Below are 19,608 nucleotides of genomic sequence, written 5' to 3'. Positions count from 1 at the left end.
GAGTATAAAATGAATCAAGACTCAGCTCATTCAGAACAAGATTCTCCTGTTGCGGATACGGCAGAAACCAACCAAGTTCAAAAAGATGATCAAGTTAGTGACCATCAAGAATCAAACACAAATAAAGATGATTCAAAACCACCTAAAAACTCTAAAATTAAACTGATTATTGGTGTAATTATTATTGCCCTATTAGGTTTAATTATTTTTGGTTTGTGGAAAAGCTATCAGCCGAAACCTATTGAACTTCAAGGCCGAGTTGAAGCTGAAACTATTCACGTAAGTACGAAAGTTCCAAGTCGTATTGAAGAAATTTATGTACAAGAAGGCCAGAAAATTTCCAAAGGCCAGCCCCTTGTTCGTTTGGTTAGCCCTGAAATAGAAGCTAAAAAGCAACAAGCCTTGGCTACCTTACAATCGGCTTTAGCATTTCAATCTACGATAGATCGAGGTTCTCAACAAGAAAATATCGATACTCTTTATGCCAACTGGCAAAGTACGAAAGCACAAGCAAACCTTGCCAAAACTACTTACCAACGTGGTGAGAATTTATATAGACAAGGCGTCATTTCACGTCAAAGAAGAGATGAAATGCTTGCTGCACAAACTTCTGCTCAAGAATTAAGTGAAGCCTCTTATCAGCAATATGCCCGTGCAAAACGTGGCAGTACCAGCCAACAAAAATCTACAGCAGATGCACAGGTTGAAATTGCAAAAGCTGCAGTAGCTGAAGCAAAAGCTTTAGAGGAAGAGACACGTTTACTCTCACCTATTTCAGGCACAGTTTCAAAAACTTATGGTAAACCTTCTGAATTAGTCGCTATGGGCGTGCCTGTTGTCAGCATTTTAGAAGATGATGATTTATGGGTGAGTTTAAACGTGGGTGAAAATCAATATGCCTCTGTTTATAAAAATAAAACCCTTGAAGGATTCATACCTGCTCTTAATCAGAATGTGAATTTTAAAATCAAGAATATTGATGCTGAAGGTGAATTTGCTACCATTAAAACGACTCGCCAAACTGGAGGTTATGATATTCGTAGCTTTAAATTACATCTGGTACCTGAAAATCCTGTCAAAGACTTAAAGGTTGGTATGAGTGTTCTATTTAAAATTAAAGAAGAAAAATAAAGCATGTTTGCCAGTATATTACGGGAACTAAACTATCTAAAAAGCAATAAATGGGATTTGTGTATGGTGACACTTATCCCTGCTTTTATCATTTTCATGTTTAGCAGCATGTTTTACGCAGGTAAAGCTGAACACTTACCAATTGCAATTATTGATCAGGACCAAAGTGAACTCAGCCGTAATATTGAAAAGTATCTTTCGTTGAATCATACAGTAGACATTAAAACAATTACGGCAAGTTCTGCTGAGGCTGAACAACTACTCAATGAAACCAAAATATGGGGATATGTTTTTATTCCAGATGGTGCTGAAAAGCGCTTCGTTAAAGCACAAGATGCTCAAATCAGCATTGCATTTAATCAGTCTTTTTTTAGTGTCGGAAACACCATTTCTTCAGCAATGCTGGTCAGTACCCTCAATGCTTTAGCAGACTATGCTGGTCAAAGTTATCTTGTAAATAGTATTCCCTATTTAGATGTTCCTACAGCTCATGTAAAAATCTCAACGCTTTATAATCCAAGTATGAGCTATGAGTTTTATTTAGAACCTTTCATGGTTCCTGCTGTATTGCACTTATTGTTATGTTGCTGTGTTGCCTTTGCTATTGGACAAGAGCTTAAACGTGGCACATTAACAGCATGGGTAAACCGAGAAAGTTTTATTCAAGGCTTATTGGCCAAAAATCTGCTTTATAGCCTTATATTTTGTGCATGGACATGGGTATGGATGTTTTGGCTAGTCGAAATCCGTGGCTGGTTCGTAGCAGGTTCTCTTAGTTTATTGTTATGCGCACAGTTTTTACTTTATTTTGCCTACGCTTTGATTAGTAGCACCGTCATTCTTGCAACCAAAAATTTAAGTAAAACTTTTGGTTTTATCGCGGTATATGGCGGCTCTTCTTTAAGTTTCGCAGGCGTTACGCTACCTTTAAATAATGCCCCTATTTTCACCAAGTTTTGGTCACTGATTATTCCTTATACCCCTTATGCCAAGCTTCAAACCGAACAATGGGTGATCGGCAGTCCAATTTTCATTTCAATGATTCCTTTTTTAATACTCATTGGTTATTGCCTGATTTACTTCTTTTTAAGTTGTCTATTGCTTAAAAAATTAGTTCGAGGGGCAACGCAATGAAAGAATTTTTTAAGGCTTATGGGCAAACATTTAAAGACATTGTAAGTAATAGCTCAGTTTTCACAACGCTAATTTTATCGGTCATTCTTTATAGCTTTTTTTATCCTACCGCCTATAAAGCTGAGCGTGCAGAATCTATTCCAATCGTGATTGTCGATGAAGAGCAAAGCCTCTTAACTTCTCAATTGATTGGCCAAAGTGCAAATAGCCCCCATGTTCATATCGTTACCGTTACCAGCAATTTTTTACAAGCTGAACAAATGGTACGTGAGCAAAAAGCTGATGGTATTTTACTTTTACCAAATAACTTAACCCAAAGCCTACGCCGCGGAGAAACGGGTGGAATCGGCTTATACTTAAGCACAACCAACTTTTTAAAAACTAAAGAAATTGGTTTAGGTCTGGCAACCTCGATAGAAGCTACATTAAAAGAATATATTGAAAAATTTGGACAACGCACACATTTCCAGCCAGCGCTTTCTATTCATCAAGTGCCGTTATTTAATCCCCTTTCAGGATATGGAAGTTATATTTTTCCAGCTGTTGCATCTTTGATTATTCATCAAACGATTGTGCTAGGTTTGGCAATGTTAATAGCTAGCTATCGGGAGCAAAATGAAAAAATTACAGCTGTTCGTTTTGCTGGAATCTTCGCAAGTATATTTACTATTGGTTGTTTGGGCTGTTTTTATCTTTTTGGTTTTACCTTGTGGTTCAATGACTATCCACACGGTGGAAATTTTATAGGTCTACTCATTGCTGTTCCAATTTTTATTAGTTGTGTGATTGGACTAGGCATGTTGATCGGTTCACTTTTAGATATGCCTGAACGTGCCGGACATATTATTGTGTTTAGTTCTGTACCTTTATTCTTACTAACTGGAGCTGCTTGGCCTCATCAAGCAATGCCTGAGTGGCTACAATGGTTTGCGTGGTGTTTACCCTCAACACATGCGGTACAAATGTTTGTGCAACTTAACCAGATGGGTGTTCCATTAGCCACGGTTGTACCAAAACTGATTTTTCTTGGGACCCTTGGATTAATATTGGTGGGTTTATCTTATTATCGGCTTGTTAAAAAATCTTCTTCATAAAATAAAAAAGGAAGCTTATGCTTCCTTTTTTATTAAAGTTTTACTTAGTCTTCAGAAGCATCTTCATTATTTGATACAGCTTCTTCGCTATCAGTCTCGGTAGTATCTACTTCACCTTCGAGAAACTCTTCTTCATCTTCGACAGCTTCAATAGACACAACGCCCACTAGAGTTTCTTCTTCGCTTAAGCGAATTAGACGTACACCTTGTGCATTACGACCAGTCATTGCAACTTCTGCTGCACGGGTACGAACTAATGTACCGCCATCAGAAATAAGTAACAATTCTTTGGTTTCGTCAATAGACACTGCACCAACAAGCTCACCGTTACGTTCGCTTGTCTTAATCGCAATGACACCCTTACCACCACGTTTCTTGGTCGGGAAGTCATTTACTGGAGTACGCTTACCGTAACCATTGGCACTTGCACACAGTACTTCACCTGTTTCAGGTACAACTACAAGCGATACGATACGGCTTACTAAATTTGAATCTGCTGAATCGTCATTGTCATCTGATTCATCATTTTCAACATCTGCATCTTCTTCACTTAAAGTACTGCTTGCAAAGCTCACGCGCATACCACGAACACCTTTCGCAGTACGCCCCATTGCACGTACGTCAGTCTCAGCAAAACGGATTGCCTTACCTTCGTTCGAGAACAACATGATTTGCTGATTACCATCAGTAATCGCAACACCGATTAAGGTATCTTCTTCATTGAGTTCAATTGCGCGTAAACCATTTGAACGGATATTAGCGAATTGCTCTAAATCAACACGTTTAACCGTACCTGATGCTGTCGCCATAAATACGTAATGGTTTTCTGGGAACTCAGTTAACGGCAAGATAGCTGTTACTGTTTCATTCGCATCTAAAGGTAACAAGTTCACAATCGGACGGCCTTTGGCACCACGTGATGCTTGAGGCACTTCAAACACACGAAGACGATATACTTTACCTACGTTGGTAAAGCACAGCACAGTCGCATGGTTTGAAGCTACAATGAGATGTTGAATAAAATCATCATCTTTCATTGAAGTTGCCGACTTACCACGACCACCACGGCGCTGAGCCTGATAGTCTGAAAGTGGTTGAGTTTTTGCATAACCTGTTTGTGAAACCGTTAATACAACTTGCTCTTCAGGAATTAAATCTTCACGGCTAAAATCAATACGTGATTCAATAATTTCAGTGCGACGTCCATCACCATACTGTTGTAGTACCAGTGCCAACTCTTCGCGAATTACAGCCATCAATAAATTGAAATCATTCAAAATCGCAGTAAGTTCAGCGATTTGACCTAAGATCTCAGTATATTCTGCATGTAATTTGTCTTGTTCAAGACCAGTTAAACGATGTAAGCGTAATTCTAAAATTGCGCCTACTTGTGTTGGTGATAAACGATAAATCGATTCAGTTAAACCAAATGGACGATTTGGATCTTCACCTTCGATTTCATCTGGACGAACAGAAATTGCGCCAGCTTTTTCAAGCAATGAAACGACACCACCACCTGCCCATTCACCTGCAAGTAAACGTTCACGCGCTTCAGCAGGGTTAGCAGAAGTTTTAATAGTCTCGATAATTTCATCGATATTGGCTAAAGCAACGGTTAAGCCTTCTAAGATATGACCACGTTCACGTGCTTTACGCAGTTCAAACATAGTACGGCGTGTCACAACTTCTTGGCGGTGACGGATAAATGCCGCAATAATATCTTTCAGATTCATCAATTTTGGTTGTCCGTTATCAAGACAAACCATGTTGATGCTGAATGAGTTCTCAAGTTGAGTATTTAAGAATAAGTTATTTACAACGACTTCAGCGTTTTCACCACGCTTTAAGTCAATTGCAATACGCATACCTTCTTTGTCAGACTCATCACGAAGTTCTGAAATACCTTCAAGTTTTTTCTCTTTCACTAACTCGGCAATACGTTCAATAACTCTTGCTTTGTTTACTTGATATGGAATTTCAGTAAAGACAATCGTTGTACGGCCTGTCTTTTCATCTTCTTCGAAATGGTACTTACCACGAATATGTAAGCGGCCCTTACCTGTACGGTAAGCATCAACAATACCAGATTTACCGTAAATAATACCGCCTGTAGGGAAGTCAGGACCAGTAATATATTCCATCAATCCTTCAATCGAGATATTCGGATTGTCAGCATAGGCTAAGCACGCATTCACAACTTCTGTCATGTTATGCGGTGCCATGTTGGTTGCCATACCTACGGCAATACCAGCAGCACCATTAATTAACAAGTTAGGAACACGTGTCGGAAGTACTTCAGGAATACGCTCAGATCCGTCGTAGTTATCTTCCCAGTCAACCGTGTCTTTTTCTAGATCTGCAAGAAGCTCATGTGCAAGCTTGGTCATACGGACTTCGGTATAACGCATTGCAGCTGCGCTATCACCATCAATCGAACCGAAGTTACCCTGACCATCTACCAATAAATAACGTAAGCTAAAGTCCTGAGCCATACGTACAATGGTTTCATAAACAGCTGAGTCACCATGAGGGTGATATTTACCGATTACGTCCCCAACAACACGAGCAGATTTCTTGTAGGCTTTGTTATAGTCATTGCCCAATTCGTGCATGGCATAAAGCACACGACGGTGAACAGGTTTAAGACCGTCTCTCACATCCGGCAATGCACGAGATACGATTACACTCATCGCGTAATCTAAATATGAATGCTTGAGTTCGTCCTCAATGGCAATCGGTCGGATTTCCGATACGCTCATGCATACTCCTTCTTACAGATAGAAATTTCCATCTGCTTATATGTCTTGATCTTGCAAAAAATTTAGTTCCGGAAACTGAACTAAAATCGAAAAAAATATAGCTGTATACTATAGCATAAAAGCACTGTGTAATGTGCGGAATCTACACCGCTAATCTGGTGATATTTGTATAATTTAATTGCATATTATTCTTATCATATCGCTATAACGAGCACGTTCTATTCTTACTAAAACTATGTGATTTTTATTCTATAAAAATCAAACCTCAAATGAAATAAAAGTCTCAGTTATACATTTCAGGACACTATTCATAATAAAAAAACCCCTAGTAAAAACTAAGGGTTTTTTAGCTTTAATCAGTAAAGATTAAAGTTTAGATACCAATTCAGGTACTACAGTGTTCAAATCACCAACTAACCAGTAGTCAGCAACACTGTTGATTGGCGCTTCTTCGTCTTTGTTGATCGCAACAATAACTTTAGAATCTTTCATACCAGCTAAATGCTGGATCGCACCAGAAATACCTACAGCAACATAAAGCTCAGGCGCAACGATTTTACCAGTTTGACCAACTTGGAAATCGTTAGGTACAAAGCCCGCATCAACTGCTGCACGTGAAGCACCTTGTGCTGCACCAAGCTTGTCAGCTAATGGATCAAGTACTTTATGGTAGTTCTCACCAGAACCTACACCACGACCACCAGAAACTACGATGCGAGCCGCAGTTAATTCTGGACGATCAAGCTTAACGATTTCTTCAGATACGAAGTGAGAAATACCCGCATCTTTTACTTCGCCAACTGTTTCAACAGCAGCTGAACCGCCTTCCGCAGCAACTGGATCAAATGCTGTACCACGAACAGTACCAACAATGATTGCTTCGTCAGATTGAACAGTTGCAATCGCGTTACCAGCGTAGATAGGACGCTTGAATGTGTTCGCAGATTCAACAGAAATGATATCTGTGATCATGCTTACATCAAGAAGAGCAGCAACACGTGGAAGAATGTTCTTACCAGTCGTTGTAGAAGCAGCTAAAACGTATTTGTAACCTTTAGCCAAGTCAGCAACTAAGCCAGCTACGTTTTCAGCTAATTGGTTTGCATAAGCAGCGTTGTCAGCAAGTAAAACTTTGCTTACACCAGCAACTTTAGCAGCAGCATCAGCAACTGCTTGAGCACCAGAACCAGCAACTAATACAGTAATATCACCACCGATTTTTTGTGCTGCAGCAACAACGTTTAAAGTAGCACCGTTAAGTACTTGGTTGTTGTGGTCAGCGATAACTAAAATACTCATGATTTTATCCTTCCGTATTAGATCACTTTCGCTTCATTTTTCAATTTTTCAACAAGCTCATCTACAGATTTCACTTGTACGCCAGCTTTACGTTCTGCTGGAGCTTCAACTTTAACAGTTTTAAGCTTAGTACCAGCTGTAACGCCATAATCAGCAGGAGATTTAGTATCAAGTGGCTTCTTACGAGCTTTCATGATGTTAGGCAATGCTGCATAACGTGGCTCGTTCAGACGCAAGTCAGTCGTGATGATTGCAGGAAGTGTAAGCTCAACAGTTTGTAAACCACCGTCAACTTCACGAGTCACTTGTACTTTACCGCCATCAACTTTCACTTCAGAAGCGAATGTACCTTGACCAGCACCTAATAATGCGCCAAGCATTTGGCCTACTTGGTTAGAGTCATCATCAATTGCTTGTTTACCAAGAAGGATAAGTTCTGGTTTTTCAGCTTCAACAACACCTTTTAAAATTTTAGCAACTTCTAAAGCGCCAATTTCATCAGTAGTTTCAACCAAAATACCACGGTCTGCGCCTAGAGCCATTGCAGAACGGATTTGTTCTTGAGCTTCTTTAGGACCTACAGAAACAACAACGATTTCTGATACTGTTCCTTTTTCTTTTAAGCGAACCGCTTCTTCCACTGCGATTTCACAAAATGGGTTAATTGACATTTTTACGTTGGTAAGGTCAACCCCACTATTGTCCGGCTTAACACGAACTTTAACGTTGGCATCAACCACGCGTTTTACAGCAACAAGAGCCTTCATGTAATCCTCGGCTGTTCTAGCAAAAGTAAATGTTGAGAAAAGTATATTAACTCTTCAATTAAAATTTTTTAGGTACCCTATCTTGCAATGTGTTTGGCATTTCGGTCAAGTCACAATTTCCGCTACTGCTATAAAAAAGATGAAATGCTCAGTTCATAAAAAATTTTTAAACTGCTATGAGGATCTATTTTATTCTTTTTACACTCTATTTTATATATTGATTTTTATTATCTTTTTATCTTATTTAGCATATTAGCTAGAAACATAAGATTACTTTTTAAAGCCTTCAATTCAAGGTTTTTTAGACCCAGTCGTCCACAAAATACTCAAAGATCAAAATTGTCAATTGGGTAGTTTCCGTTATTTCTCTTAAACAAATTTGTAAAAAAATACAAATGATCTCTACATTCACCTAAAACATCTCAATTTAATTATCTTTGATTGAGTCTATTTTTTAACTTTTAGCTTTTATGTGCCCTTGGATGGGCTTGATCATACACTTGAGCCAAATGATCGAAATCAATATGGGTATAAATTTGTGTTGTAGATAAATTACTATGGCCTAGCATTTCTTGTACTGAACGCAAGTCACCGCTACTCGATAGCATATGGCTAGCAAAACAATGTCGAAGTAAATGTGGGTGTAAATCGACATTTACACCCGCTCTTTGTGCCTGAAGTTTTACACGCTTTTCAATTTGCCTAGGGGTTAATGCACCGCCTCGCTGTGAAATGAAAACGGAAGCATTTTGGTCAAAATGGCCTTTCCAGATATTATAAATTTTTAGCCAATTCAATAAGCTTTCTTTTGCCTTTTTCCCAAACGGTACAATACGGGTTTTATTCCCCTTACCGGTAATACGAACGAGTTGACGATTAAAATCAATATCTTTAATCGTTAAGCCTTGCAGTTCAGCGAGCCGTAAACCACTTGAGTAAAGTAACTCAAGCATGGCTTTATCACGTAACCACAATTGCTGATCAATTGGTTTTTCAGGCATAGGTTGATCTAAAATTTGATTAACTGTTTCTATGTCGATCATGCCTGGTAAAGGTCTAGGTTGGCGTTTTAACTTAAAATCGTCAGTAGGATTAATTTCTAGATATTTGCCTTGTTCAGCCCACTTCATAAACTGGCGAATTGAGGTGAGATGGCGTTGCATACTACTTGAACTTAACTGATCCTGTTCGACACGCTGCGCTAAGTACTCTCTTAAATCTGAAGCTTCAATATTTCTCAAATCTAGTTGTTTGTGCTCGCAGAACTCAAGAAAGCTTTTAACATCTCTTTCATAAGCAGTAATCGTGTGCTCAGACTGATTCTGAATTTTTCTTTCTTTTAACCACATTGAGAGCAGTTGTAATGCAAAATCCAAATTGCTCTCCATTTATTTGCTCATTTTTTTGAGTGTACCAAAAACTATGTGATCATGAAAATTTGATACCGCACAATCTAATGCTGATCTAATTTATATATTACAATTTAAACCAAGTATTCATTGGACCTTGCCGCCATGACCACCATACTCATTCCTTATTTAATTGCGATTACCTTACTTACGCTTACACCTGGTTTAGATACGACTTTAATTATTCGTACCGCTACACTTGAAGGTAAATCGAAAGCATTTCAAGCAGCTATTGGCATTTGTCTTGGTTGTATTGCTTGGGGAATTGTGGTTGCTTGTGGTCTGGGTGCTTTACTCATGGCTTCTGATTTAGCTTTTAATATTCTGAAATGGATGGGTGCTGCTTATTTAGCGTGGCTGGGTTTGAATATGATTTTAAAACCACGTAGCCAACTCGCAGACATGCAAGAGAATAGTTCAAATACGTCCCCTTCACAGAATTGGTTTATTAAAGGTTTTTTGGGTAACTTACTTAATCCCAAAGTCGGAATTTTTTATATTTCATTTCTTCCACAGTTTATTCCACCACAAGCATCAGCAGTTACTTGGGTGATGGGACTGGTAATGATTCATGTCGTCATTGGAATGTTATGGTCAACTTTATTAATTTTAGCTATGCAGCCACTGTCACGTTATCTTAAGCAACCCAAATTTGTGAAATATATGGATCGGATTACTGGCAGTATTTTTGTGTTATTTGCTTTGAAATTAGCTTTGAGTAAAAGATAAATTTTAAAAAAAGCGTGCTAACAGAGCACGCTTCCGTTTTTAAAAAACTTACTTCATCTTTTTTAAATAATCATTAATTTGTGCGGCCACTTCATCAGCATGTTCTTCTGCCAATTGATGGTCGCCATTTTTCACAACATATAACATCGAATTTTCAAATTTTTGATTTAAATATTGACCCACCTGAACGGGGCTCACTGGATCGTTATCGCCCCAGATTAATAAAGTTTCAATGTTTATATCTGATAAAAACTCTTCGTAGTTAACATTGGTAGTAATAAACCAATCAGGATATTTTAAAAATGTTTGGCGGTATGCTTCACGCCAGTCTTGTACATTAAATCGCTTAAGGTCGATTCCACCAGAAGTAGCAATTAAGACCAGCCCTTTCACCAAATGAGTTTTTTTTAGCGCTGCGGCAACGGCAAAAATCCCACCCATTGATTGAGCAATAATTACAGATTCTTCATTAATTTGATCGACCACATAATTTGTTAGGTCTTCAAAACTCTTCACTTCAAGGGATTCTGGTGTATCGCCAAAACCGGGGTAACCAATAATTTTTGTACGGTATTGCTGAGGTAATTTTTCAATTAAAGGATGCCAAAAACTAATACTTCCTGAAGCGCCGGGTAAGAAAATTAAATTATTCATATTTTTATAAAGTAATAAAATTAAAAATTTATTGTACATATATACATATAAAAGAAAACCTCTTTTATCACTTTAGCTGATGAAAAGAGGCTTCTATTTAGGTAATGCTATTAACCTTGGAAATAACGTAAATCCAAACGCCCATCATATACATGAGTTGTTGGACCCGTCATCCAGACCACATCACCTTCTTGCCATTCAATTTGTAACTTACCACCAGCAAGCTCAACTTCAACTGAGTTCGCAAGTAAGCCACGGCGCATACCACTTACTGCAGCGGCACAAGCACCTGTACCACATGCAAGTGTTTCACCGACACCACGCTCAAATACACGTAAGCGAACATGTTTTTCATCAATTACTTGCATAAAGCCAGCATTAACACGTTCAGGAAAACGTTTATGCGACTCAACTTGTGGGCCAATGCCAGTAACATCTGCAGTTAATACATCTGGAACAATAGTGACAGCATGGGGGTTGCCCATATTAACCACATCAATATTAATGTTCTGGTCGTTAGCTAACTCAAGTGTATATAAAGCTTCTGGTTGTTCAGCAATGAATGGAATTTCATTCGGCAAGAACTTCGGGTAGCCCATATTCACGCGAACCCAACCATTTTGTCCCAATTCAGGTTTTACGATACCTGCTTTGGTTTGGACAGTAATACTTGTTTTGGTTGTTAAATGACGCTCATGGACAAAACGAGCAAAACAACGTACACCATTACCACACTGTTCAACTTCAGAACCATCAGCATTAAAAATACGATATTTAAAATCTGCTTCTGGTAAATCTGGTGGTTCAACAATCAATAGCTGATCAAAACCAATACCAAAATGGCGGTCAGCTAAGCGTTGAATTGTTTCTGTATCTAAATAAGCACGTTGGCTGATTAGATCAACCACCATAAAGTCGTTGCCTAGGCCATGCATTTTAGTAAATTCTAACAACATTTCATTTACTCCTCAGGCAATAAGCGTTCTTTTTCCCAAAGGGATTCAACCGTTTCACGCTCACGAATCAAATGGGCTTTATCGCCTGACACCATCACTTCTGCGGCACGTCCACGTGTATTGTAATTTGAACTCATTACAAAACCATAAGCGCCAGCGCCAAGAACAGCTAATAAGTCATTTTCTTTTAAAGCCAATGAACGATCTTTACCAATGAAGTCACCTGTTTCACAGATTGCACCCACAAGATCCCAAGTTTTTTCTTCAGTATCAGAACTTGGCACTACAGGTTGTATATCCATCCAAGCTTCATATAAAGCAGGGCGAATTAAATCATTCATTGCTGCATCAATAATGGCAAAGTTACGGTGGCTCGTTGGCTTGAGCAAATCAACTTTTGTTAAAAGCACACCTGCATTTGCACTAATGCTACGACCCGGCTCCATATAGACCTTGAGACCTAACTTTTCTAAAGCAGGTTTCATTGAGTTGGCATATTCTTCAACACTTGGTGGTGTTTCATCTTTATAACAAACACCCAAACCACCACCGATATCAATGTGTTTAAGAGTAATACCAAGTTTTTTCAATTCTTCGATCATCACCATGACACGATCTAAAGCGTCAACAAACGGTTTAGTCTCGGTCAATTGCGAACCAATGTGACAGTCAATTCCAATGATTTCAAGGTTTGGTAAAGATGCAGCATATTGATAGGTTTCATAAACGGTATCACTTGGGATACCAAATTTATTTTCTTTTAAACCAGTTGAAATATAAGGATGAGTTTTTGCATCTACGTCTGGATTTACACGTAAAGAAATTGGCGCTTTTTTGCCTAGACGAGCTGCAACTTTTTGAAGGCGGTCTAGTTCTGCATAAGACTCTACGTTAAAACAAGCAATGCCTACATTTAACGATGTTTCGATATCGGCTTCGGTTTTACCCAAGCCAGAAAAAACAACTTTAGATGCATCTCCACCCGCTTTTAGAACACGTGCAAGTTCACCACCTGATACGATATCAAAACCAGCACCAAGTTTTGCCAACACATTAAGAACAGCTATATTTGAGTTAGATTTCACCGCAAAACAGATTTGATGATCAATAAAATCAAAAGCACGGTCCATATCTAAGTAATGTTTTTCAAAAGCTGCTTTTGAATAAACATACAAAGGGGTGCCAAATTGCTGCGCAAGCTGCTCCATAGAACATTGCTCTGCATGCAATACTCCATTAATGCGAGTGAAACTCATGAATGTGTCCTTATTTCAAAGCTTAAGGTGAAGTTGTTTGGGTTGGGGCTGATGATTCAACTGGCTGTTCAGCCTGCTCATCCTGTTGAACAACTTGTTTCTGTTCTTTATTACGATAGAGCAAGTATTTCGCACGTTTGTCATAATTCGGATCAGAAGGTAGCTGTAATGCTCCTGACTGACCACAAGCGCTAAGCAAAATACTGCTGCTCAATAAACTGATGAGGCAAATGACACGACGCATCTGAGCACCTGATTTAAACAATTCGATGCAGTATACCGTGATCATGCAGACGGCTAAAGAGTAAACTTAAAGAGAAAAACAATATGCATAAAAAACGCCAGCTTTTCAGCCAGCGTTTGATCATAAGCAAATAAATTTAATTACTTTTTATGACGTGGTTTATAGAAGAAGAAATAACCAATGATCAAGATAACAAACCAAATTGGGCTGACTTTAAGCGCTTTGAACGTATCTGGTTCCAACGACAACACGTAAATCATACCAATAAAGAAAATAATCGTGATCCAACATGTAAATAGACCGCCTGGCAATTTAAATGTTGATTTTGCATGCAGCTCAGGACGCGTAGTGTAATAACGGATATAACTCCAGATAATAAGTAACCACACGCAAATGAACAGAATCGTTGAAAGTGTTGTTGCAAGCGTAAATGCTTCAACTGTATTTGGTACAAAATACTGTAATGCTGCACCTAACAATAAACAGGCAGCAGAGAAATACAAAGCATTTGCTGGTACTGCACGTTTGTTTAATTTACCAAAAGCTTTTGGACCCTGATCTTCACGAGATAAACCAAATAACATACGGCTTGTTGAGAAGACCCCACTGTTCATTGACGACATCACTGATGACAATACAACTAAGTTCATCAAGATCGCAGCTGCTGCCACGCCTGCTTGACTAAACAAGTTTACAAATGGGCTGATCGCTGGATCAATTTTATTCCATGGCGTTACAGACATTACAATCAATAATGCCAATACGTAGAAAATAATGATACGGATTGGAATTGAGTTAATTGCTTTTGGTAAGTTACGTGCTGGATCTTTCGTTTCCGCAGCCGTTGTTCCCACAAGTTCCACACCAACGAAGGCAAAGATTGCGATTTGAAAGCCTGCCAAGAAGCCATGCACTCCTGTTGGGAAGAAACCACCATTCGCCCAAAGATGAGTAAATGAAGCAACTTCACCTGTACTTGAGGTAAAGCCTGTAAAGATCATCCATAGGCCCACAGCGATTAAAATAATAATCGCAAGAATCTTAATAAGCGCAAACCAGAATTCTAACTCACCAAATAAGCGAACTGTTAACAGGTTTAAACCCATAATAAATACAATCGCGGCAACACTGATCATCGCCCCTTCGACAGGCGAGAAAGGCAGACCATTATTGAAGAATTGTAAGTAGTAGATAATTGCAGAAAGGTCAGCGATACCAATGGTGATCCAACATAACCAGTATGTCCATCCCACAAAGTAACCCGCCCATGGACCGATTAAATCTGTGGTGAAGTCAATAAATGATTTATAGGCAAGATTTGAAAGAAGTAATTCGCCAAGCGCACGCATGACAAAAAAAACCATCGTACCAATAATCAGATAAATGAATAAGATCGATGGTCCAGCAAGACTAATTGTTTTACCTGATCCCATAAATAATCCGGTACCAATTGCACCACCAATCGCAATCAACTGTAAATGTCGATTAGAAAGACTTCGATGGAGCTCACCTTGTTCATGAGATTCACTCAGATTTTGATTCGACATTTTATGAACGCACTCCAGTAATTTTTTTAGTCAGTTAGCTAAACGCAAATCAAAAAGACGATATCGCACCATTTGCAGGCATCTTTTAAATGTATATTTTTTGACAACTTTTCAACTAACCAATTTTTGTCTGTATTGCTGATGATTTCAAGCTACATACAATCATTGGCGATAATACGCACAAGCCTATTGCAATACAACGGACTCTTAAGTCAACTTTTGTCTAATAACTTCAAACGCTCTATACAAACAAAAAAAGTAGCCTTACGGCTACTTTTTTGAGAGATATTATTGGAAAAGTAAATTAAATTTATTTCTGCTTATTTTTTAATCTTTCCTCCCAGAAAGTCGCATTTTTAATTCCTAATTTAACAGGATCAAATGTGAATTCCTTTACACCAGCCTTTTGCTGTTCTTCGTAATCTTTCAATGCCTTAATAGTTGGTTTCCATACAAAATAAGTCACAATAATTCCGACAATATTAATCCATGCCATTAAACCGACACCAATATCACCAATACCCCAAATATAACCAGTTGCACTTAAAACCCCATAAGATACAGAAAGAATAATAAAGCACTTGGTCACAAATAATAATGATGGAGATTTAGTAATGTAGCTTAGATAAGTAATGTTAGTTTCAGCAATATAGTAATATGCAACAATTGTTGTAAAAGCGAAGAAGAACACAGCTAGAGCAACAAAGATTTGCCCAAAATCACCAAACATTGTGCTGACTGCCATCTGTGTAAATGCAGGTGAGCCTATTTCTACACTAGCTCCCACATGTTGCACAATAAATTGACCAGCTTCTAAAGTTCCTTGAACATTGTATTTGCCAGTAATTAAAATCATGAAAGCTGTTGCAGAACATACAAATAAGGTATCAACATAAACTGAAAATGCCTGCACAAAACCTTGTTGAGCTGGGTGCTGTACTTCGGCTGCTGATGCTGCATGAGGACCTGTTCCTTGCCCTGCTTCATTTGAGTAAACACCACGTTTTACTCCCCAACCGATCGCTGCACCGAGACCCGCCATAGGAGAAAAGGCATCTTCAAAGATTAATTTAACGACTCCTGGTAACTCTTGAATATTCGCAATTACAATCACTACAGCCATTAGAATATATCCAGCAGCCATAAAAGGAACAACAAACTCAGCAAATCGCGCAATCCGTTTGATTCCGCCAAAAATAATGATGGCAAGTAAACCAACAATCACCACAAGCGCTACAAGTTTAAATAAACCAATATCACCAAAAATAATTGCCCCTTCACCTGTAATCTGGGTAAATGCCTTCCCTACAGCATTTGCTTGAATACCGGGTAAAAATAAACCACAAGAAACAATCGCTGCTATAGCAAATACAACCCCTAACCAACGTTGTCCCAATCCTCTATCAAAATAAAATGCTGGGCCACCACGATATTGCCCTTGATATTCGACTTTATAGATTTGACCTAAAGTAGATTCTACATATGCAGTGCCAGCCCCTAAAAATGCAACTAACCACATCCAAAAGACAGCACCTGGTCCACCAAAACCAATTGCTGCCGCAACCCCTGCAATATTACCTACCCCTACTCGCCCTGATAATGAAACGGCTAAAGCCTGAAAAGATGAAATCCCTTGCTCTGAAGACGTACCTTTTATTAGTAGTCTAGCCATTTCCTTCATTTGACGTACTTGAACAAATCTTGTCAAAATAGAAAAAAATAAACCCGCGCCTAAGCACAGGTAAATAAGTCCCTTACTCCAGATTATGCTATTTATCCAATCAACAATTTCTGCTGCACTCATACATTTCAACCTTTTGTATTTAAAAATACAATACTCATATTATTTTGTTCATTTTTTACTTCAGCAATATCCATGCCATCTCTATAATAAACAGTTAGATACATACATCAGTAAAAACACCTTCCTTGGGGATAGATTAGATTTTCTATATCCACTTAAAACAAACTCTATCTGACTTGTAAAAATCCTATATCGTGTTATTTTTGACGTCTTTCCCTTTTAGTTCTTAAAAAAAGAACCTTTTCTAATTCCTAATGTTCTACATGAAAAACGTAGGAGAAAAAGTTAAGGACTCTTTATAGAACTATATTTATATAATATTGAGCAAAATTTCAATTTTTTATGAGCAAAGTCAAAACTGTTTACCGTTGCGAACAATGTGGCGCCGATCATCTTAAATGGGCTGGTCAATGCTCAGAGTGTGGTGAATGGAATTCTCTGACTGAAGTTAAACTTGAGCCTACCACTGCTCACCGTGCGCGTCCTAAAATTGGGGGCTATGCGGGTCAAGTTGCTAACATTACAACGCTAAATAAAGTTTCAGTTTCTCATGAAACCCGCTTACCTACAGGCATTAGTGAATTTGACCGAGTGCTCGGCGGCGGCTTGGTGACAGGTTCTGTTGTATTGATTGGTGGTGACCCTGGTATTGGTAAATCAACCATTCTTTTACAAACAGCAACCCACATGGCAAGCGCAAAAAGTTCTGCACTTTATATTACAGGTGAAGAATCTTTATCTCAGGTGGCGCTTCGTGCGCAACGTCTCGACCTGCCAACTGACCAATTAAAAGTCATGGCTGAAACCTGTGTAGAACGCATTTGTGAAGTTTTAGAACAAGAAAAACCTGTAGTCGCTATTCTAGATTCGATTCAAACCCTTTATACAGAAACCCTCCAGTCAGCTCCGGGTGGTGTTTCACAAATTCGTGAATCAGCTGCTTTATTAACCCGTTATGCAAAAAATAGTGGCACAGCGCTATTCATTGTTGGTCATGTGACCAAAGAAGGTGCACTGGCAGGTCCGCGTGTTTTAGAGCATATGGTGGACTGCGTACTTTACTTTGAAGGCCAATCGGACTCACGTTATCGAATGATTCGTGCTGTTAAAAACCGTTTTGGCGCCGTCAATGAACTTGGCGTATTTGGCATGACTGATAAAGGCTTACGTGAAGTTGCTAACCCTTCTGCCATTTTCTTAAGTCGTTATGATGAAGCGATTCCCGGTTCAATTGTCATGATTAGCCGTGAAGGAACTCGCCCTCTTTTGGTTGAAGTACAAGCTTTAGTTGATGATGCTCAAGGACAACCACGACGTGTTGCACTTGGTCTGGAACAAAACCGTTTAAATATGCTGCTTGCTGTAATGCATCGTCATGGCGGCGTGCAAACCACTGGACAAGATGTATACGTCAACATTGTAGGTGGCTTAAAAATTACTGAAACAGGTTCTGATTTGGCTGTCTTATTAGCCTGTGCTTCAAGTTTACGTACTAAAGCATTACCCCAACAACTTGCAGTTTTTGGTGAAGTTGGTCTCTCAGGTGAAATTCGTCCTGTTCCTAACGGTCAGGAACGCTTAAAAGAAGCAGCAAAACATGGTTTTAAATATGTCATTTTACCAAGAGGAAACGCCCCTCAAAAGGCAATTCCGGGCGTACAAGTCATTGCCGTTGCTCGATTGCATGAAGCCTTGACCGAAGCCATGCAACTCAGTGATGAATTGACATAAAAAAACATACTTTTAAGGTTGAAATTTAAGGTAAATACCTGCATAAATACTATTGTAAATTAACTTTAAACAGGAATTTCCTATGGAAGTACACCAGCGTGGCTTGATTACCGGTATTTTAATGGCTGCTTTAGCAATTTCGCCTCTTGCTGAAGCTAAACGTGCAGGTGGTGGTAAAAGCCACGGTATGGCACGATCTACCACTTCAAGCCAGTCTTATCAACAACCTCGTCAAGTGACTCCAGTTCAACAAACTACTACAGCGCCTCAGAAATCTGGTCCAGGCGTTGGTTCAATGGTTGCAGCTGGTGTGGCTGGTGCTGCCGTAGGTGCTGTTGCAGCAAATGCTTTAGCTGATGACAAACCAACATCTACTGAACAACAAGCAACACAGGCGCAAGCACAAGAAGAGAAAAAAGGTGGTATTCCAAGTTGGATTTGGGTATTACTTGCAGCAGCTCTAGCTTTCTTTGTATTCCGTAAATTGGGATCAAAAAAAAAATTAGCAGCTAATAATCCTTACGCACCAAATAATGGCGGTCAAAACCCATTTGGCCGTTCTGCTGCACCACAAGCAACTCCACGCAATGCTGGCGATAATACAAATATCTTTGGTCAATCTGTGGGTGGCGGTGCAGCAACGCAAGCGCCTTTTGGCGGTGTAACAACGAGCAATGGCAATCAACTTCCAGATGGTAGTGAACCAGCTGCGTTCTTACGTATTGCACGTCAACGTTTTAATCATATCCAATCGATGAATACTGCAAGTAACATTGAAGAAATTCGCCGTTACTTAACGCCAGAACTTTATAGTTCAATGTATAACGACATCATGGCCAACCAAGATCAGGATGTTGCTGAATTTAGTAACTTGAATGCGATGGTTGTAGACAGTGCGACTGAAAATGGTCAATACGTAGTAAGCGTACGATTCACTGGTACAGTAAGTGAAGACTTAAACAGCTTGCCACAACCGTTTACCGAAATCTGGCACTTTGTTAAACCTGCTGGCTCTCAGCAAGACTGGGTTGTTGCAGGTATTCAACAAGCTTAAGCTAAATAAATCCTAAATAAAAAAGCCACAATATTGTGGC

The 19,608-nt window shown here is 39.0% G+C and carries 16 protein-coding genes; 6 read left to right on the top strand and 10 right to left on the bottom strand.

The window, feature by feature from the left end:
• Positions 1-9: 9 nt before the first annotated feature.
• Genes RFW85_RS12920 through RFW85_RS12910 form a run of 3 tightly spaced genes read left to right on the top strand, consistent with a single transcriptional unit; the run spans position 10 to position 3,359 of the window.
• Positions 10-1,131 (top strand): HlyD family secretion protein, encoded by a 1,122-nt coding sequence (locus tag RFW85_RS12920; RefSeq protein ID WP_170249318.1) that lies wholly within the window; start codon positions 10-12, stop codon positions 1,129-1,131.
• Positions 1,132-1,134: 3 nt separating this feature from the next.
• On the top strand, positions 1,135-2,265 hold the full coding sequence (locus RFW85_RS12915; protein WP_216076577.1) for an ABC transporter permease: 1,131 nt from the start codon (positions 1,135-1,137) through the stop codon (positions 2,263-2,265).
• Positions 2,262-3,359, top strand: a complete 1,098-nt coding sequence (locus RFW85_RS12910; protein ID WP_170249314.1) for an ABC transporter permease — start codon at positions 2,262-2,264, stop codon at positions 3,357-3,359. Before RFW85_RS12915 ends, RFW85_RS12910 begins: the two co-directional genes overlap by 4 nt.
• A gap of 44 nt (positions 3,360-3,403) precedes the next feature.
• On the opposite strand, the gene gyrA is transcribed toward RFW85_RS12910, so the two are convergent.
• From gyrA to xerC, 4 genes are all read right to left on the bottom strand, one after another.
• Positions 3,404-6,118 (bottom strand): DNA gyrase subunit A, encoded by a 2,715-nt coding sequence (gene gyrA / locus RFW85_RS12905; protein ID WP_032007057.1) that lies wholly within the window; start codon positions 6,116-6,118, stop codon positions 3,404-3,406.
• 366 nt (positions 6,119-6,484) lie between these two features.
• Positions 6,485-7,417, bottom strand: a complete 933-nt coding sequence (locus RFW85_RS12900; protein WP_002118921.1) for an electron transfer flavoprotein subunit alpha/FixB family protein — start codon at positions 7,415-7,417, stop codon at positions 6,485-6,487.
• Positions 7,418-7,434: 17 nt separating this feature from the next.
• Positions 7,435-8,184, bottom strand: coding sequence for an electron transfer flavoprotein subunit beta/FixA family protein (locus tag RFW85_RS12895; protein WP_002118903.1), 750 nt, complete (start codon positions 8,182-8,184; stop codon positions 7,435-7,437).
• 461 nt (positions 8,185-8,645) lie between these two features.
• The gene (gene xerC / locus RFW85_RS12890) at positions 8,646-9,533 is read right to left on the bottom strand and encodes a tyrosine recombinase XerC (protein WP_170249339.1); all 888 of its coding nucleotides are present in this window, start codon (positions 9,531-9,533) and stop codon (positions 8,646-8,648) included.
• A gap of 165 nt (positions 9,534-9,698) precedes the next feature.
• On the opposite strand from xerC, the gene RFW85_RS12885 reads away from it, so the two are divergent.
• A complete protein-coding gene (locus tag RFW85_RS12885; protein WP_216076576.1) occupies positions 9,699-10,322 on the top strand; it encodes a LysE family translocator in 624 nt (207 codons plus the stop codon).
• A 48-nt stretch (positions 10,323-10,370) separates the two neighbouring features.
• Here the strand turns inward: RFW85_RS12885 and RFW85_RS12880 are convergent, their stop codons facing one another.
• The 6 genes from RFW85_RS12880 to RFW85_RS12855 all read right to left on the bottom strand — a co-directional run bounded on the left by RFW85_RS12880 (position 10,371) and on the right by RFW85_RS12855 (position 16,783).
• Positions 10,371-10,976 (bottom strand): alpha/beta fold hydrolase, encoded by a 606-nt coding sequence (locus RFW85_RS12880; protein ID WP_170249310.1) that lies wholly within the window; start codon positions 10,974-10,976, stop codon positions 10,371-10,373.
• A 110-nt stretch (positions 10,977-11,086) separates the two neighbouring features.
• Positions 11,087-11,932 carry a diaminopimelate epimerase gene (gene dapF / locus RFW85_RS12875; protein ID WP_170249308.1) on the bottom strand — a complete coding sequence of 282 codons (846 nt, stop codon included), beginning with the start codon at positions 11,930-11,932 and terminating at the stop codon, positions 11,087-11,089.
• 5 nt (positions 11,933-11,937) lie between these two features.
• Complete coding sequence (lysA, locus tag RFW85_RS12870; protein WP_086265485.1) at positions 11,938-13,188, bottom strand: diaminopimelate decarboxylase; 1,251 nt, start codon at positions 13,186-13,188, stop codon at positions 11,938-11,940.
• 22 nt (positions 13,189-13,210) lie between these two features.
• Positions 13,211-13,432 (bottom strand): lipoprotein, encoded by a 222-nt coding sequence (locus RFW85_RS12865; protein WP_002118887.1) that lies wholly within the window; start codon positions 13,430-13,432, stop codon positions 13,211-13,213.
• 140 nt (positions 13,433-13,572) lie between these two features.
• Positions 13,573-14,979 (bottom strand): amino acid permease, encoded by a 1,407-nt coding sequence (locus tag RFW85_RS12860; protein ID WP_046813161.1) that lies wholly within the window; start codon positions 14,977-14,979, stop codon positions 13,573-13,575.
• Between the two features lie 310 nt (positions 14,980-15,289).
• The gene (locus RFW85_RS12855; RefSeq protein WP_170249306.1) at positions 15,290-16,783 is read right to left on the bottom strand and encodes a sodium:alanine symporter family protein; all 1,494 of its coding nucleotides are present in this window, start codon (positions 16,781-16,783) and stop codon (positions 15,290-15,292) included.
• 342 nt (positions 16,784-17,125) lie between these two features.
• On the opposite strand from RFW85_RS12855, the gene radA reads away from it, so the two are divergent.
• Both radA and RFW85_RS12845 read left to right on the top strand, forming a co-directional pair.
• Positions 17,126-18,514, top strand: a complete 1,389-nt coding sequence (gene radA / locus RFW85_RS12850) for a DNA repair protein RadA (protein WP_005073053.1) — start codon at positions 17,126-17,128, stop codon at positions 18,512-18,514.
• An 82-nt stretch (positions 18,515-18,596) separates the two neighbouring features.
• A complete protein-coding gene (locus tag RFW85_RS12845) occupies positions 18,597-19,568 on the top strand; it encodes a Tim44 domain-containing protein (RefSeq protein WP_032007052.1) in 972 nt (323 codons plus the stop codon).
• The last annotated feature ends 40 nt before the right edge of the window (positions 19,569-19,608 follow it).

Origin of the sequence: Acinetobacter sp. 12966 (assembly GCF_031196995.1) — a bacterium.
GTDB lineage: Bacteria > Pseudomonadota > Gammaproteobacteria > Pseudomonadales > Moraxellaceae > Acinetobacter > Acinetobacter geminorum.
Note: the sequence above shows the minus strand (reverse complement) of the source record. Positions and strands in the feature narration are given on the sequence as shown.